The sequence below is a fragment of the Sorangium sp. So ce381 genome (assembly GCF_051473845.1).
GTDB classification, from domain to species: Bacteria; Myxococcota_A; Polyangia; order Polyangiales; family Polyangiaceae; genus Sorangium; species Sorangium atrum.
The window spans coordinates 9776819-9794089 of sequence record NZ_CP150336.1 but is presented as its reverse complement, the minus strand read 5'-3'; the positions used below and the strand labels follow the sequence as shown (position 1 = coordinate 9794089).

Genomic DNA, 17271 nt, shown 5'->3' with positions numbered 1-17271 from the left:
ACCCTCTTCGCGTGCACCCGAACCACCGATCCATCGCAAGCTCCGCTCTCCTCCTCCTCGGCGCGCTCGCCTGCGCTCTGCTCACGCCGCGCGCACGCGCGGAGCTCCCCCTCGACGACGAGCCCACGGCGCTCGACCCGCGCGTGGACCGCCTCGACACCGCGCCCCACGAGCTCTGGGCTGCGCCCCAGGGCAGCGCGCAGCCGCTCTGGCTCGCGGTGGAGCTCGGGATCGCTCGGCGCGAAGGCGGCCAGCGCTCCCTCACCGGCATGCTGCTCGCGAGCATCCCCCTCGAGCGGCTATCCTCCCGCTCTGGCGCGCCGCCTCCACCGTCCGCCGTCGCCGAACCCGCGGCGCCTCGGCTGAAGCCTGCCCCCGTGACCCCGAGCCCGCCACGCGCGGCGCCGGAGAGCGAGCTCCCGGGGCCACCTCCGCCCGCGCAGCCAGCCGAGGCCGAGCCGCCGCTCCCGCTGCCGGTCCGGGTCACGCCTGCGATGGCCCGCGCGATCGTCGAGGCGGCGCTGCGGCGATCCCGCCTCCTCGATCCCGAGGCGCGCATCGACGCGATCGCGTCGCGCGCGCGGGCGTCGTCGCTCTTCCCGGAGCTCCGGCTCCGCGTCTCGCGGCTCGTCGATGAAGCCGAGAGCCTGGCCCCCACGGAGTACGATCCGACGCGAAGGACGGCGTCCGGCGGCACGAGCCTGTGGCTCGAGGCGCGCGCGACGTGGCGGCTCGACCGGATCGTCTTCGCCGACGAGGAGATCGCCCTGGAGCGCCTCCGCCGCGAGCGCGCCGAGCTGCAGACGAAGCTCACGGCGCGCGTGCTCGAGCTGCTCTTCGCGTGGCAGCGCGCCGTCGCGCTCGCGGCCGATCCGGGCCAGAGCCCCGAGGAGCACCGCACCGCGACGCTCGCGGCGCTCGAAGCGGAGGCGACCCTCGACCTGCTCACCGGCGGCTGGATGACGCGATGGCGCGCCGCCCGCGAGTGAGCCCGCGTGCCTCCGCCCGCGCAGGGCGCCCGCGCGCTACAGGATGGTCTGCGAGAGCGTCACCGCGCGCCTGCCGGTGCCGGCGTCTCCGTCGGGATCGGTCACCGTCACCTCGACCTCCACGACCTTCCCGAGCAGCTCCTCGATCTTCCGCTCGCCATCCAGCCGGAACCGCAGCCCGGCGAGCTTGCAGAAGCCGCCTTCGTCGGGATCCAGGGTGAAGATGACCTCGAGCGGCTCGATCGCATAGCCGAGCTCGGGCACGAGGCCGTTCACCACGGTGAGCGAGCCGGACCGGCGGAGGTTCTTGAGCCGGATGGCGACGAAGATGTGGTAGCCGCCTTGAGGTCCAGCCTCCACCTGGACCTCGTCGAGGTCATCGAGCGGGAAGTAGTCGGCCTGCCCCTCCCCGACGAGGACGACCGGCTCCCCCCCTGCGGCTGGCTTGCAGAGGTCCGGCTCCGCGTCCGCGTTCCACGAGGTGGTGTAGGGCTCGAGCTGCCGGGGATCCACGTCGGGGGCGCTGCAGCCGCCGGCCACGCAGGTCTGCGGCGCCGGGCACGTGGCCGCCCCGGGCGCGACGACGCACTCCCGCTCGAGGCGCACCCGGAGCAGCAGCGTGCGGCCGCCGATCACCCGGGTCGACGCGGTGCGGGTGAGCAGCGGCCTCTCGGCGTCCTCCGGTCCGAACGCCTCCAGGGAGATCTCCACGGCCGTGCCGTCCTCGAGATCGCTGAAGAAGAACTCCCGCGGGAAGAACAGCTGCCCGTTCTTCTGCGCCAGCGCGTCCTCGTGGACGACGTCTCCGTCGGCCCGCAGGACGACGCGCAGCAGGTCGATGTCGGCGCCTGCGCGGAGCTCGCTCGTCACCCCGAACACCACGGTCCCGGTGGTGGGCCCCGCAGCGCCGCAGCCTGCGACGAGCAGGGCGCAGAGCGCGAGGGCGGCGAGCAGGAAGGTGCGGATGTTCATGGCGGCCTGGCCGCGAGGGGCGCGGCGCCCGTCGCTCCATCCTCGCGGCGTTCGGTCCTCCTGGGCCATGCCGACGGCGTGTGCGGCGCGCTGCTGCCGGGCGCAGCGCGCTACTGGATGCCTTCGATCGCGGCCAGGAACACGTCCGGGCCGACGAAGTCGTTGAAGCGCTTCCGCTCGGCGCCGGTGGAGTCGTACAGCACCACCGTGGGCAGGCCGACGACCTTGTACTTGCCCTTCACCGCGTCGATCTGCGGATCCTCGTCGTCCGTCGCGTCGACCTTCACCGCGACGAAGTGCGCCGCCTTGGCCATGACACGAGGATCCGAGAAGGTCTCCTTCGCGAGCTGCTTGCAGGCGCCGCACCACTCCGCGGTGAAGTCCACGAGCAGCGGGCGTCCTTCCGCCTTCGCCTTCGAGACGGCCACCGGCTCCTCGTGCAGCCACGTGAGCTGCGGCGACGCGGCCTCGCCGGCCACCGCCGACGGGACGGGCGAGGCGAGCTTCGGCAGATCCAGGCTCGCGATGAGCAGGAAGCTGCTGGCCACCGTGAGCGCGATCCCGACCCCCTTGCGGGCCTTCACGCCGGCGCCGCCGTCGTCCCAGGAGAGGTGCACCGCGCCGAGCGCGAGGCCGACCGCGACGAGGCCCGCCATGACGGCCATGAACTGCGGCGTGGGCTGCGCGAGCGACGACAGCGCCGGGAAGGTCGTCTTCAGGAAATAGAGCGCGACGACCATCATCACGATCCCGAAGAACGACTTCACCCCCAGCATCCACTTGCCGCCCTTCGGCAGCGCGAACGCGAACGCGCCGACGAGCCAGAACGGCAGGCCGAGCCCGAGGGAGAAGGTGGCGCCGACCAGCGCGCCGAGGCCGACGTTCTGGGTCTTCCCGATCCAGAGGATGATGCCGGTGAGGACGGGCCCGGTGCACGGCGCGGCGACGAGGCCGCTCACCAGACCGAGCAGGAAGGCGCCGCCGTAGCCGATGCCCCCGACCTGCGAGAGCCGCTGCATCAGGGTGTCCGGCAGCGTCATCTCGAACGCGCCGAACATGGAGAGCGAGAGCGCGATGAACACCGCCGCGATGCCGACGATGACCCACCTGTTCGAGAGCACGCCGCCGAACAGGCTGCCCGTGAGCGCCGCGACCACGAGCATCGTCGTGAAGAGCACGACGATCCCGAGCACGAAGCTCGTCGAGAGCAGCATCGCCTCGCGCCGGGACTTCGCCTCCCGCGCCCCGAAGATGCTCACCGTGATGGCGATCATCGGGTACACGCAGGGGGTCAGGCACGTGAGCAGCCCGCCCCCGAGCGCGGCGAGCGCGGCGAAGAGCGGGCCGGCCTCCAGACCGCGGGTGAACAGGTCGCGCTGATCATCGGCCAGCGCGAGCGCCGGGGACGCGAGCGTGGCGAGCGCGACCAGCGCCGGGAGCGCGGGTCCGAGGGCGCCGCGCGCGCCACGTCGGACACCCGCCGGCGCGGCGCCGACGCTTGCCTTGAAACGAGTCGAAGCGGTCATCACGAAGGTTCTATAGCAAAGCGATCGGGGTCGTGCGGCGCGCCGCCGTCCGTTCAGGCCGGCATCAGCGCTCCGCGAGGGACGCGAGCGTCCGGCGCGCCGCCTCGATCTCCGCGCCGAGCGCGATCGCGACCGCGGCCCTCCCCGAGGTGCTCCGCTGGACGAAGGCTTCCAGGTATTTCTTGGCCTCGTCCCAGCGATGGTCGAAGTAGGCCATCTGCCCGAGCACGAACCGGCCGTAACCCTGGCCTGCCGGCACCTCCGAGAGCCGATCGATCAGCGCGCCGAGCCCCTCCACCGCCTTGCCGCTCTCGCACTGCACGACGGCGAGGTGGCCCTGGTAGAGCGGCTTGTCCCGCGTGCCCCAGCGCGCCGCGCGCGTGAGCGCGCCGATCGCCTCGTCGTACCGGCGCGCCAGGTGATACACGCTGCCCAGCGTCCACCAGTGGAACGCCCTCCGGCTCGCCGGCCCCGTGCGCGCCGCCAGCCGGAGGTGCCCGACGGCCCCCTCGATGTCCCCGAGGGCCTGCTTCGCGCGCGCCGCGTCCTGGTGGGCGACGTCGCTCAGCACGCCGAGCGCCAGGATCTGCTCCGCCACCTCGGCTGCCCGCTCGAAGCGGCGTGTCTCGAAATACGCGAGGTAGAGCTGCCGCAGCAGCATGGCCTGCGTCGTCCGGTCGAGCGGCCCCCGGAGCGACAGGCCCCGCCGCGCCCAGAGCGCGCGCGACCGCGGGGTCGCCGCGCCCAGCGCGCGCCGCAACATCTCCTCCGCGGTCAGCGCCGCCGCGGGCGCGCGCCGTCGCGGCGCATTGCTGGGCCGTTTCTCTCGTGGAACATTGGGGCCAGCGTCATTCCCGCTGCCCGCAACGGACTGCGCCGTCGCTTTCGTGCGTCGTCGCGTACCCCCGGAGCCTGTACGGACGGATCGAGCGCCGCCCACGCTGTCACCGTGCTCGCTCGCCTTGCGCACAGAAAGCAATCCTAACAGACCTGCACACGCGTTCCAGCAATACGCGACGTTTCCATCTTGACTCGGGCCAGGTGGCGGGCGGGCGGCTGGTCGTGGACGACGGCGGGTTGCCGGCTGGGGTTGGTCGTGCGCCACCGTGGGCCGTCGGCTTCGGCTGGACCTTGTTGCGCCCCATCGAGCGTGGCGCCATCGTCGCGGCCATGCGTCGCCGTCCTGGCTCAACTTCCCTTCAAAGGAGGCGGTATTCCGTCTCCACGGTCTCCGGCAACCTGGGTCGGGTCCTCAACCTGGGTCGGGTCCTCAACCTGGGTCGGGTCCTCAACCTGGGTCGGGTCCTCAACCTGGGTCGGGCCCCCATCCCCTCCTGGCCCGCGCCATGCTTGGCCTTGCTCGCCGGCCTTCTGCTTCTGGCCGGGTGCGGGCACCCGGCGAGCCGCGACGAGTGCGAGGCCATCTTCCGGAGGAGCGCCGAGATCGAGCTCCGGGCGCAGAACGTCGTCGATCCGAAGATCGTCGAGGAGCGCACGGCGGCGGTGCGGGACGCCCGCGGCAAGGAGCTCATCGACAGGTGCGTCGGGCGCCGCATCACGGACGCTGCGATGGTGTGCGTCCGGCAGGCAACGACCCCGGAGCAGGTCGATAAGTGCCTGGAGTGACGCGCCCCGCGACCCGCGCCGATGTCCTGGCAACCCTGGCGATCGTCCTGCTGGTGTTCGGTATCCTCGTGGGGCGCGCCGCGCTCCGCCGCGCCGCTCCGCGCCCGTCCGCCGAGGCGTGCGCCGCGCTCCTCGATCGGTACGTCGAGCTCGTCCTGCGAGCGGCCAACCCCGAGCCCGCTGCGTCCCAGGTGGCCGAGAGGACCGCAGTGGCGCGCGAGGCCGCCGGCGAGCGCGGCTTCGTCCGCTGCGAGGCCGACCTCACGCAGGCGGAGGTGGCGTGCGCCCTCCAGGCGGGAACTGCGGACGACCTGGAGCGCTGTCTGCCCTGACGCGACCAGCGTGCGGCCCGCGGAGGACCAGCCCCGACATGCTCCCCCACCGCGGAGGAGCGGCGGCGGAGCGGCGGAGGAACGTGAAGGGACGCCGGCGCGCTGCGAATCGTTCCGGGCGCGCCGCGCTGTGATAGTCTCGGCCGTGGCGAGCGCTCCCCGCTGGCGCGATCTCCTCACCTCCCCACCCTCGGATTGCCTGTCGTGAAAGCCCCGTCGCCCTTGCTCGGCTTCAACAACAACGTCCGGCATAAGGGGCGGTTGTTCCACATACAGACTGAGGACTCGGGCATTCGCCATCCTCACATCATCACGCACCTCTTCGCCGACGGCGGGCGCATCCTCAAGACCACGAAGACCTCGTACGCGGAGCACGTCGGTCAGGCCTCGCTCGCGGAGACGGTTCGCGGCCTCATGAAGGAGCAGCACAAGGCGATGTTCATCGCCCTGCGCGACGGCCACTTCGACTACCTCTTCGATGACGCCGCCGCCCCGCCCGTGTCCGCGGGTGCCGTCGCCGCCCCGTCGCATTCCGAGGCGAGCAAGCCCGCGCGGGCGTCGTCGCCGTCGTCGCCCGAGGTGACGGGCGCGCCGAAGCCGCCCCCGCCTTCCCGGCCCCTCGGGCCGCCCGTCGTACCGCCCGTCGTGCCTGAGGCGTCGCCGCGCCCGAAGCCGGCAGCCGCGCCCACGCCGGCGCCCAGGCCCGCCGCGCAGCCCGCAAGGCCAGCGGCCGCGCCCGTCGCCGCAGCGCCGCGCCCCCCGGCGGCCGAGCCGGCGCCCGCCTCGGCCAGCGGGCGCCCCCGGCTCGAGCTCGATCCCGTCGCGCTCCAGGCGCTCGGCAGCGGGCGCGCGGCCAGCCCGCTCGCCGGCAGGGCCGTACGCCCGGCGTCGCCCCCGGAGATCAAGCCCGAACCGTCCATCGATCTCGATCTCGACGCGCTGGAGCGCGCCGCAGCCGAGGCACAGACGCCGTTCTTTCAGCAGATCCAGGACCTCCCGCCGCCGCCTGCGTCGGTGATCGGGCGGCGGGCGGAGTCCGCGGCCTCCGGCGCCGGGGTCTACAGCAACGTCCATCCCGAGCAGCCCGTCGCGCCGCCCGCGCCCCAGGTCGCGGTCGAGCATTTCTCGGGTGGCCCTGGCTCCGGCCGCTACGCGGCCTCGCGCCCGGCCAGCATCTTCGCGACGAACCGGCCGGCGGAAGGCGCATCGATCTTCGGTGAGGACCTGATCAGCGAGAAATCGCTCGACGAGGTGATCCTCAGCTACCTCGCGGAAGATCTCGACAGCCCCCCGGAGAAGAAATAGCCGGGCTGCCGCCTGGCGTGGCGGACGCGTGGAGCAGGTGCGTGGGGGACAGCGTGGCGCGGGTGGGCAGGCGGGTCGGCAAGCAGGTCGACCAGGCGGTGGTCACCTGATGAGACCGGATCGGACCGCAGACGACGCCGATGGAAAGCGTCGCAGGGGCGCGACCGTGGCCCGCATCTGGCTGCGGCCGATGTCGTATCTCCTGGGCGTCAGCGTCGCGACCCTCGCCGCCGTCCATCTACTCGACGTCGCGCGGCTCGAGAACGCGCACCTCTCGCTCTGGGAGGTGTTCGCGCGCATGTCGCCGGGCGACGCCGAGCACATCATGAGCGGCATCGGCGAGGTCATCGCCGCCATCCTCGGCATCGTCATCACGGTCGCGTCGATCATCGTGCAGCTCGCCGCGAACCGCTACACGCCGCGGATCACCGAGATGTTCTTCCGCGACCGGACGAACATGGTCGTGATGGGCTTCTTCGTCGTCAGCGCGGTGTTCTCGCTCTGGGTCAACTTCTCGATCCGCGTCGGCGGGGGCGGCCCGACCGAGGACGTCTTCGTCCCCGCCTACGGCGTCCTCGTCACGATGGCGCTGCTCACCGCGAGCCTGCTCATGATGGCGCCGTACTTCGGGTACGTGTTCGACTTCGTCGAGCCCGACAACGTGGTCCGGCGGATCAAGACGAGCGGCGTCGAGCAGGCGCTGCGCCCCGAGGGCGGGGAGAGCGACGGCGAGGTCGACGAGCGGCGGGTGACGGCGCTCTCGTCGCTGGAGCAGCTCGCCGACGTGGCGCTCAACGCGATCGACCAGAAGGACAAGGGGATCGCGTCGAAGACGATCGACTCGCTGTCGGAGCTCGTCGTCGCGTACCTGCCCCACAAGGCGACGCTCGACGCGCGCTGGTTCCAGATCCGCGATCGCCTCGCGAAGGACACGGACTTCGTGAGCATGAACGCCGAGGCGCTCGGCAAGCTGTCGACCGCGCGGACCTGGCTCGAGTACAAGGCGCTCCGCCAGTTCTTGATGGTCTATCGCGAGGCGCTCACGGCGATGCCCGACCTCATCACGCGCATCGCCATCGACACGCGCTACATCGGGCAGACCGCCATCGCCGCTGGAGACCGGGCGGCCGTCGCGGTCGTGGTGAAGTTCTTCAACACCTACATGCGCAGGTCGCTCAACGCGAAGGACATCGCCGCGGCCTACAACAGCCTGAACCAGTACCGCTACCTCGCGGAGGAGCTGCTCAAGGCGGGCTGGGGGGATGAGGTCCTCGAGATCGCGCGTCATTTCAAGTACTACGCGCAGACGGCGCACGCGATGGGGCTCGCGTTCCTCACCGAGACCGTCGCGTTCGATCTCTGCGTGGTCAACGAGCGCGCGTACGACCTGCACGCACCTGCCCGGGACGAGCTGCTCCAGCTCTTCCTCGAGGTGGACAAGGAAGCGGAGCTCGATCAGCAGGAGCCGTCGCTCCGCGGCGTCCGCAAGGCGCAGGTCAAGCTCGCCACGTACTACCTGCAGAAGGGCGAGGAGGGGCTCGCGCGGAAGATCTACCGCGACATGCGCGACGAGCGGCCCGACAGGCTGCGCTCCATCCGCGCGGAGCTCCTGGCCGTGACGAGCAACGAGTTCTGGGAGATCAACGACCGGGGCGCCGTGTTCGAGTACATCGAGCCCGAGCGGCGCCAGCTCATCCACCGCTTCTTCGAGTGGTTCCCGGCGACGACCATGCGGGAGCCGATCCGCGAGGAGCACACGCAGGAGTGAGCGAGGAGTGAGCCGCGCCCTCTCGGTGAGGCGGGACCCAGTCCACGCAGGCTGTATCTGCGCCGGGCATCGACGCGGTGATTCCGGCGGCGCGCGGGCGGCGGTAGGATCGGGCATGCCTCGCTTGCACCCTCTCCACCCCGAGCAGGAGGGCTAGCCTCGACGGAGTCGAGATCGAGCGCTGCACACCACGAGATGCCCGCCTCCCGCCCGCGTCGCAAGAACGCCGAGTCCGATCCGCCGCCGGAGCTGTTCGCCGGCAAGTACCGGCTCATCCGGATGCTGGGCAAGGGCGGGATGGGGGAGGTATGGCTCGCCGAGGAGGGGCCTCCCGACGCCCGGCGCCACGTCGCGCTGAAGCGGCTGGTCCCGAGGCCAGGGCTCGGCGAGAGCGCGAGGGAGTCGTTTTTCGCCGAGGCGCTGGTGATCGCGCGGCTCGATCACCCGAACGTCGTCCGGCTCGTCGAGTTCGGGGAATTCGAGGGCTCGGTGTACCTCGCGCTCGACTACATCGACGGCCCCGCCCTCGATCGCGTGCTCAAGAAGGCGGGCGCGTTCTCGCCGCGCGCCGTGGCGTACATCGGCCGGGAGATGGCGAGGGCGCTCGAGGCGGTGCACGGCCTGTGCGAGGACGAAGGGCAGAGCTACGCGGTCGTCCACCGCGACGTCTCGCCGTCCAACATCCTGATCGGGCGGGACGGCCGCGTTTGCCTGACCGACTTCGGGGTCGCGCGGATACCGGGCCTCGCGGACGAGCAGTCCGACACCAGCGTGTTCAAGGGGAAGCTCCCGTACATGCCTCCGGAGCAGGCGCGGGGGGAGCCGTTCGACGGGCGCGCGGACGTGTTCTCCCTGGGAATCACGCTCCTGGAGGCGCTGCTCGGCAGCCGGGTGCGCAAGGCCGAGACGCAGCGGCAGCTGATCATGGGCGTCGCGTCGATGCCGATCCCCCGCGCGCGCGAGCTCCTGCCCGACCTGAGCGCGCGGCTCTCGGCTGCGCTCGACGCGGCGACCGAGTTCTCCGTCGACAAGCGGACCGCCAGCGCGGGCAAGCTGGCCGGCGATCTGGAGCAAGTGCTCCGCGAGATGGGCCACGGCGCCGAGCAAGAGGCCCGGAGCGAGCTGAAGGAGCACGTCGAGGCTTACATCGCGAGGACGGGCTCGCTGAGCGGCGCCGGTTACCGCGCCTCACCGTCGCTCCCTCCGGAGAGCGCGCCGAGACAGAGCTCGCCGGGCGTCGGGCGAAAGGCGCCGGCGGTCGCGACCACCTCCGCTGACCGTAGGTCGGTCCGCCCGTCATCGCCCGATGGACGACACAGCGTGCCTGCGGCGGGCCGGAGCGATGCCCCGCTCCCTCTCGGCGCCGCGATGGGCTCGCTCTCGGTGCAGTACCTCGATTTCGACGGCCCGGACGACGCGCCGCAGCGCCCGCTCCTGCACGCGACGTCGACGACGCCGGAGGGAGAGCTCCAGCGAGGGCTGGGCGCGGTCGAGGCTGCAGACGGCGCGGCTTCCACGATGAGCAGGCCGCCCGGAGCGAGCAGGCCGCCTGGAGCGAGCACGCCGCCCGTCGCGAGCAGGCCGCCCGCCGCGAGCAGGCCGCCTGGAGCGAGCAGGCCGCCCGTCGGGAGCAGGCCGCCTGGAGCGAGCACGCCGCCCGCAGGCAGCGAGCCGATCGCGGCGCCGGCGGTGCACACCGGCGGGGAGGTGGCGCCTGGGGAGGAGCCCGCGTCTACCGGGCTCAGCGCCGAGCAGCTGCGGCGCAAGCGGACGATCTTCTATGCAGGGCTGTTCGTGCTCGGGACGCTCGCGACAATCCGCCTGATCTTCGTTTCCTACTGCTAGCGCAGATCGAGCTGCGCGCCGCGCGCGCCTGGGCGACCCCGTCAGCTCTCGGCACGGAGCCGCCTCTCGTCAGCCGCTCTGGAGCGCGCGGAGCACGGCCGCCTCGTTGAGCGCGTGACGGCCGCCCTGGAGCGAGGCGAAGCCCGCGCGCGTGAGCGCGGCGAGCGCGTGCGCGGCGCGCCGGATCTCGACCTGGCTGCGCGAGCCGCCGCGGGCGGCGAGCTCCTCCGCGGTCAGCGCCGCGCCGCGGGCGAGCAGCTTCGCGGCCAGGGCGACGTGCGGCACGGACCGGGGGGATCGGCGCCGCGCGTGGCTCCTCGCGGCGCTCACCATCTGCTTGACGCCGCGCACCTCGAGCATCGTGTTCGCCGGCATCGCGAGATCCCGGAGCGACGGAGAGGCCGGCTTCGCGATGATCTTCACGGCCGCGCCGCCCGACGCCGCGGCGGGCGGGAGCGCGGGCGCCGCGGGGACGCGGTCCACGGGCGCGCCGAGCGCGGGAGCCGCGGGTGCGCGCGGAGCGGCAGCCGCGGGTGCGCGCAGAGCGGCAGCCGCCGGCGCCTGCGCGACCTCGTCATGGCCCACGCGCGCCACGATCTCGCTCTGGATCACCACCTTGACGACGCCGGCCACCTGGAGCGCGGTGCGCAGCCGCTCGGCCTCGGCCTCGGCGGCTCTGCGCGCCTCGTCGGCCCGGGCGAGCTGCTGCTGGAGGCGGCGGATCTCGGCCCGCAGCGCGGCGCTCGGATCCGGGCCGTGCTGGCTCGCGCTCTCGGCCGCGAGCGCCTCGCGCAGCTCGTCGATGAGCGTGCTCAGCGTGGCGTCCGCGACGCGCGGCGCGCCGCCGGGCCCGCCGGTCCAGCTCGGCGCCTCGCCGCCGTGGGCGGTGTGGCGGGCGCGCCAGCGCTCGAATCGCCCGGCGGCGGGCAGGAAGAACTCGCCGGCCGGGAGCGCGCGGAACTCCTCGAACGTGTGCCCGTCCACGAGCGCCTTCACCGCGTCGTAGTCGCGCTCGATCTCGAAGCCGCCGATGGCGGGGAAGTTGAGCTGGCTCATGAGCTCCTTCGAGACCGCCTGCGTGCGCTGGCTGGCGACGACGAGGAGGACGCCGCGCTTGCGGCCCTGCTTGGCGAACCGGTGCAGGAGTTCGGAGGTGAGCGACGCCCCCGATTGAGGCGCGAAGACGTGCACCTCCTCGATCACGAGGGCCGCCGGGGCGCGGCGCTCCGACAGGAGGACCCAGAGCCGCTCGAGGAACGGGAGCGCGGCCTCTTGCTGGGAGCGGTTCGTCGGTTGATCCGACAGATCGACGATGAGGCCGAGCCCGTCGTCGAGCACCCTCGCGAGCGCGATCTCCGCCGCGCGCTCGCCGGAGGGCAGCGGCAGGTCCGCGTGGGCGCCGCCGAGGACGAGGACGCGGAACCGCTCGCGCAGCGTGTAGAGCTCCCCCTCGGGATCGATCGCGACGATGGGGATGCCGGCCGCGAGCAGCTCCTCGCAGAGGACCCCGACGCCGAAGCTCTTGCCCCGGCCGGAGGAGGCCCAGATGCCGACGCGCAGCCCGGTGCGCGCGTAGTCGGAGAGGTCGAGCTGGAAGCCGTCGCAGAGGGAGAAGATCGGGCTCACTGGGTCGCTTCGGGCCGGGGGTGGGATCGGCGCGCTCGGCGGAAGACTGTAGGCGAGCGCGCGACCGGGCGGGAGGCGAGGGCAGCGTCGCGGCGGAGTCGAAGGCCACGGGGCACGCCGAGCCTCTCTGCGATCGGGTGCGACGCGCCCCACGGGATCATCCGCGTCGTTCGGCTCGCAGCGGCGTATTTCCTGCGTCTCGCTCGCCTGCCCAGCGGCTGCGCCCGGACCCCACGAACCTGCACCCCGCTTCACGGAGGAACCGAGACCGTCGGATAGGCGACGTGATCGACGCCGACGTCGTCCACAGGTGTCGTCTCGAAGCTCCAGATCCCGCCGGGCGGAATGTCGTCAGCCGCGCTGCTCGTCGCCATGCCCAGCGGCCGTCCGACGCGATTCACCGGGAAGACCGTTATCTTGGGGTCACTCACGGCCACATCGAGTCGGTTCTCGAGCGTGCCCGTGTAGGCGCTCCCGGCGCCCCTGCGGACGGTCTTCACCTCGCTGGCGGTGACGGCATCGACTGGGACCACGTCCACGGTGAAGGCCGGAAACCTATGCTGCAGATACCCGAGCTCCTCGATCACGAGCTCGCCGGGGAGATCCGTTGAGCCAGTCATCGCAATCTCGCCCGGAGCGATGCAGGGAATCATCACGCCAGAGCCGTCGTCTATCCGATAGAGCCGGCCGCTGAGCAAGCTGCCGCCCCAGGTCGTCATGAGCTGATCGGCCTTGTCGATGAAGTAGAACATCAGGCCGGCGTCGCAGGACGGGCTCTCTCCGTCGTTTCTGACAGCGGCGTAGAGCTCGGGACCCGTCGCCCCCTGAACCAGGGTGAAGGCAACCAGCTTGAGCCCGGCTCCTTCCTCGTCCATCTCGGTGCTGGACAAGCCCTCCGGCACGAAATGCAGGCCCCCGCCGGGGTCCCCGTCTTTTCCGCCCCCGCCCGTCCCCGAGCCGCTCGAGCCAGCTCCCGCCTCGCCGCCGCCCACGCCTCCGCTGCTCGCGGCTCCGCCGGCTGGCAGGAGGACTCCACCGCTCGCCGACGAGCCGCCACTGGCAGTATCCCCGCCGCTGCCGGGTCCGCTCCCGGCAGCGCCCGCCCCATCATCGAGGGCGCTCCCCGAGCACGCGAGAAAGAGGGCAAGAGAGACAGCCCCGATGACGACCAAGGACTTTGATTGCATCCCCGCCCTTCCCATGGCCCGCGTCGACGACGTCGCGAGCCAACCCGGCTATCCGGGCCAGAAATGACCGCCCTCACCCCAGATGATCCGATTGGCGTGGTGGCCCTCACGTCCGGTGATGCGGCGCGTTGTCCACGAATGAGGCTCAGAATGCCATGGTTGCACATTTGGGGACCTACTGGATTCGTGAGGTCTCTCCACTCCGCGGCGGCCGCGCTCGCCGAAGCGGCCGAGCAGAGCATGCTTATGGCTCCGATCACGCCGCCGCGCCGCGTCGCAATGACGCGCCTGACGGCCCCTGCAGTGGCTCGCGGGCGTCGCTGTTCCGCAGGGAACTCGGCGTTCGCGCGCCTCTCGGGCAGCTCGTCGTGGTCGAAGCGGCATCAGCGCGCCGCTCGTACGCCGGCGTTTCACTATCACGTCTCCAAGAGAAGCCGTCGGTCAGGCGCGCGTGATCTCGCGGATGGCGACCTCCGGGCCGACCCATCACTTTTGATCCGCTCCCATGATCACTCCGGTGCGGACCGGGAATAGTGAGGTCATGCGAACGTTGCGTCAACTATCGTACATTGGTACGACAACATTTTTGGCGTCATTAACCTTCCTCGCTGGCTGCACTGGCGAGATCGCATCCGGTGAGGATGAGGTCACCGGCGGCGGGAATACCACCGGCGGCAGCGGCAGCGGCAGCACCGGTTCGGGGGGCACGGACGAACCCGACAACGGTCCCCCCGAGGTCTGCATCCCCGGCATCCCGATGACGACCCAGATCCCGCGGCTGCTGAACCGGCAGTACGACAACACGGTGCGGGATCTCCTTGGCGTGACCACCGTCGACAGCAAGCTGCCGTCCGAGCAGCTCGTCGACGACTTCGACGGCCCGATGACCCCGGACGCGTGGCGCCTCTATCAAGAGGTCGCCGAGAAGATCGCCAAGGCGGTGATGGCTGGGCCGAACAAATCCAAGTTCATCAGCTGCGACCCTTCGGCGGCTGGCTGCTTGGAGCAGACCATCAAGACCTTCGGCCGCAAGGCGTTCCGTCGCCCGCTGACCGATCTGGAGGTGGCGCGATTCCAGAAGCTGGGCCAGATTACGCCGGCAGGAACGCCGGCCGAGGTCGCCGAGGCAACGCTGGTCGGCTTCCTCGTGTCGCCCTCGTTCCTCATGCTCCCCGAGCTGGCGACCGACCAGGACGCGTCGGGTCAGGGCATCAAGCTGTCCAGCTACGAAGTGGCGACGAAGCTTTCGTACCTGCTCTGGGGCTCCGCTCCGGATGAGGTGCTAAGCGCGGCGGCCGACAACAACGAGCTCCAGACCAAGGAGCAGATCCTGGCCCAGGCGCAGCGAATGATCGGCGTGCGCGAGAAGACCGGGCCGCTCGTGACGTCGTTCCACCGCAACTGGGCGCAGATGAACAACGGAAACGCCCACTGGTGGAAGATGGATCACGACACCGAGACGTATCCGCTGTACTCCGACGCCGCCAAGCCCAGCTGGCAGGCAGAGCTCGACTCCTTCTTCGAGGACGTCGCGTTCGAGGGCGGTTCGTTCGACGACCTCCTCCTCAGCAATGTCGCCTTCGTCAACAAGGACAACGCGGCGATCTACGGGCTCGATCCTGCGAGCTACGGCACCGAGCTGACCAAGGTGGAGCTGGACGCCAACGTGCGGCCGGGCTTCCTGACGCGCGTCGGGTTCTTGAGCTCCTACGCGGGCTACGACGCCACGAGCCCGATCCTGCGCGGCGCGTTCATCTCGGTGTACCTGCTCGGTGTCAATCCGGGGCCGCCCATCCCCGGCGCCGCCATGCAGACCGTTCAGGGCGACTTCGCGACGCAGCGCGCGCGCGTCGAGAAGCTGACGGAGCCTGCGACCTGCAACGGCTGCCACTCGATCATCAATCCGCCGGGATTCGTGATGGAGAGCTTCGACGGCATCGGAAAGTTGCAGACGACCGATCCGCTCGGTGGAGCGATCGACGCGAGCGTCACGACGAACACCATCGACTTCGGCGACGGTAATGTGAAGGAGATCTCCTCTCCGTTGCAGCTCATGCAGGAGATCGCTCAGCTCAAGAAGGCCAAGCAGCTCTACGCTGAGGCGTGGGTCTCTTACGCCTTCGGGCGGGATCCGAACGGGAAAGATAAGTGCGTCGTCGACCAGATCGACACCAAGCTGTCTGAGGGTGGCTACAGCATTCTCAACCTGCTGGCCGATCTCACTCAAGCGGATTCCTTCCGCGTGCGCGTCCGCGAAACGCCGTGAAAGCTGAGGAAACTTGACCATGAGCAAGCAACTGAACCGCAGAATCTTCCTTCGTGGCCTGGGCGGAGCCGCCCTGGCTGCGCCGTTCCTCAGCTCCGTGTGGGAGCGCGACGCCAAGGCCCAGAGCGCTTCCGGTGGGAAGGCGTTCATCGTGATGTTCACCCACTACGGGTGCGTCACGAACAAGTGGTTCCCCACGAAGACCCAGGGTGAGCTGACGGCCGCCGATCTCGAGTCGACGAGCCTCGCGGCCCTCGCTCCCTACGCGAAGAAGCTCCTCATGCCGCGCGGCATCCGCTCGATGAACGAGTGGACCTCCAACATGAAGCGTGGACAGGGGAACGACTCCCACACGCAGATCGTGGGGTCGTTCTTCACCTGCCAGCCGGTCACGCCGAACAGCAACGACCCGTTCAGCTTCAACCAGGCGACGAAGTTCAACGCGAAGCCTGTCGGTCCTTCGCTGGATCACGTCATGGCCCAGCAGCTCAGCCCGCAGGGCACGCCGCTGCTCATGGCCACGGCTGGCCAGAACGACAACGCTCAGTCGGCGATCTCCTACTCCGCCGCCGAGACCATCTACAGGGGCCTCAACGCGTCGCAGGCATTCAGCAGCCTCACGGGCCTCTTCCAGGCGGGGCAGCCGATGAATCCGGACACCTACGCGACGCTCCGCGGCAAGAGCATCCTCGACCTCGTCAAGGATGATCTGCAGACGCTCGAGCGGTTCGATATGAGCCAGGCCGACAAGCGCAAGCTCGCAGCCTGGAAGGAGCTCCTCAACCAGACAGGTACCGTCGTGGCTTCCGCGCAGTGCAGCGAGGAGCTCGGCGTGATGCTCGGTGCGACGTCCGCGAACGCCTCCAAGGCGGCGGGCGGTGGCCTGGGCGTCGACGTCCTCACGACCAAGGTCTCCGGCGATCTGGATGGAGCGGATATCTATTCGGCCATCGCGGCGCTCGCGGCCGCCTGCAACGCCAACCCCGTCATTTTCCTGAAGTACCCGGGAAATTACAATTTCAAGGGGCTCGGCATCACCATGGAGTCGCACTCCCTCTCGCACCGCCTCGACAACGCCGGCATGACGGGCAGCTGCCTGCCCAACGCGCTCGAGTGGCTCGTCAAGGTGGACACGTATTACGCGCAGAAGTTCGCGAAGCTCGTCGGAATGCTCGACAGCATCCCCCAGGGGAATGGGCAGACGGTCCTCGACACCAGCGTCGCCATCTGGTTCAACGAGATGTCGGACGGTAACGCGCACAACCTCAACAACGCTCCGATCATTCAGGCCGGCAGCGGCGGCGGGTACTTCAAGCAGGGTCAGATCATCAACGTCGACCCCTCGTCGACCCCGACGCAGGGCAACAGCCTGTCGCAGTGCGCCAACGGGTCCGGCCAGGTCAACGGTATCAACCAGGGCACCGGGACCGATGCGAAGGTCGGCAACGCGCCGATCAACAAGTACTTCTGCAACATCATGAACGCCATGGGCGTGAAGGCGGGCGCGGACGGCTTCCCTGCGAAGGGTGGCTCCGCGGAGGTGACCAAGTTCGGCTATTCCGACAAGACGGAAGAGTTCATCGGCGGCAAGGGAGCGGTCGCCGGTGCCTCGATCAAGAATCCGGGCGGGTTCACGGAGCTCAAGGCCTGAGCACGCTCGGAGCCAGGCCCTGAGCACCCCGACGAGCTCGGGTCCAAAGACCCCTTCTTCTCGAAGGGGTCTTTGCGGTTTGTGCGCCGTCGGTGACCGCGGGTATCGAGAGATCGTCGCTCTCTGTGGTGTGCCTCACTTCGTGACTTGTGCTGCTCGACGATGGCGGACAGCGATA

Annotated in this window: 13 protein-coding genes; 8 read left to right on the top strand and 5 right to left on the bottom strand. The window is 70.5% G+C overall.

Annotated elements, in window-relative coordinates; all coding sequences use genetic code 11:
• Positions 1-11: 11 nt before the first annotated feature.
• Positions 12-989, top strand: coding sequence for a hypothetical protein (locus tag WMF29_RS36780; protein ID WP_437324775.1), 978 nt, complete (start codon positions 12-14; stop codon positions 987-989).
• A gap of 36 nt (positions 990-1025) precedes the next feature.
• Here the strand turns inward: WMF29_RS36780 and WMF29_RS36775 are convergent, their stop codons facing one another.
• The 3 genes from WMF29_RS36775 to WMF29_RS36765 form a co-directional block, all read right to left on the bottom strand.
• On the bottom strand, positions 1026-1961 hold the full coding sequence (locus tag WMF29_RS36775; RefSeq protein WP_437324774.1) for a hypothetical protein: 936 nt from the start codon (positions 1959-1961) through the stop codon (positions 1026-1028).
• Positions 1962-2071: 110 nt separating this feature from the next.
• Complete coding sequence (locus tag WMF29_RS36770; protein ID WP_437324773.1) at positions 2072-3487, bottom strand: protein-disulfide reductase DsbD family protein; 1416 nt, start codon at positions 3485-3487, stop codon at positions 2072-2074.
• A gap of 64 nt (positions 3488-3551) precedes the next feature.
• Positions 3552-4250 (bottom strand): tetratricopeptide repeat protein, encoded by a 699-nt coding sequence (locus WMF29_RS36765; RefSeq protein WP_272104388.1) that lies wholly within the window; start codon positions 4248-4250, stop codon positions 3552-3554.
• Between the two features lie 593 nt (positions 4251-4843).
• On the opposite strand from WMF29_RS36765, the gene WMF29_RS36760 reads away from it, so the two are divergent.
• The 5 genes from WMF29_RS36760 (at position 4844) to WMF29_RS36740 (ending at position 10363) form a co-directional block, all read left to right on the top strand.
• Entirely contained in the window at positions 4844-5113 is a 270-nt protein-coding gene (locus WMF29_RS36760; RefSeq protein ID WP_272104389.1) for a hypothetical protein, read from the top strand.
• Entirely contained in the window at positions 5110-5445 is a 336-nt protein-coding gene (locus tag WMF29_RS36755) for a hypothetical protein (protein ID WP_437324772.1), read from the top strand. Before WMF29_RS36760 ends, WMF29_RS36755 begins: the two co-directional genes overlap by 4 nt.
• A 204-nt stretch (positions 5446-5649) precedes the next feature.
• Positions 5650-6750, top strand: coding sequence for a hypothetical protein (locus tag WMF29_RS36750; RefSeq protein ID WP_437324771.1), 1101 nt, complete (start codon positions 5650-5652; stop codon positions 6748-6750).
• 109 nt (positions 6751-6859) lie between these two features.
• A complete protein-coding gene (locus WMF29_RS36745; RefSeq protein WP_437324770.1) occupies positions 6860-8518 on the top strand; it encodes a DUF2254 family protein in 1659 nt (552 codons plus the stop codon).
• Positions 8519-8713: 195 nt separating this feature from the next.
• Positions 8714-10363 carry a serine/threonine protein kinase gene (locus WMF29_RS36740; RefSeq protein ID WP_437324769.1) on the top strand — a complete coding sequence of 550 codons (1650 nt, stop codon included), beginning with the start codon at positions 8714-8716 and terminating at the stop codon, positions 10361-10363.
• 69 nt (positions 10364-10432) lie between these two features.
• Here the strand turns inward: WMF29_RS36740 and WMF29_RS36735 are convergent, their stop codons facing one another.
• Both WMF29_RS36735 and WMF29_RS36730 read right to left on the bottom strand, forming a co-directional pair.
• Positions 10433-11989 (bottom strand): helicase HerA domain-containing protein, encoded by a 1557-nt coding sequence (locus tag WMF29_RS36735; RefSeq protein WP_437324768.1) that lies wholly within the window; start codon positions 11987-11989, stop codon positions 10433-10435.
• A gap of 251 nt (positions 11990-12240) precedes the next feature.
• On the bottom strand, positions 12241-12864 hold the full coding sequence (locus tag WMF29_RS36730; protein WP_437324767.1) for an FxLYD domain-containing protein: 624 nt from the start codon (positions 12862-12864) through the stop codon (positions 12241-12243).
• An 853-nt stretch (positions 12865-13717) separates the two neighbouring features.
• Between WMF29_RS36730 and WMF29_RS36725 the strand changes: the two genes are divergently transcribed.
• Positions 13718-15442, top strand: coding sequence for a DUF1592 domain-containing protein (locus tag WMF29_RS36725; RefSeq protein WP_437324766.1), 1725 nt, complete (start codon positions 13718-13720; stop codon positions 15440-15442).
• Positions 15443-15461: 19 nt separating this feature from the next.
• Complete coding sequence (locus WMF29_RS36720) at positions 15462-17093, top strand: DUF1552 domain-containing protein (protein WP_437324765.1); 1632 nt, start codon at positions 15462-15464, stop codon at positions 17091-17093.
• Positions 17094-17271 lie beyond the last annotated feature (178 nt).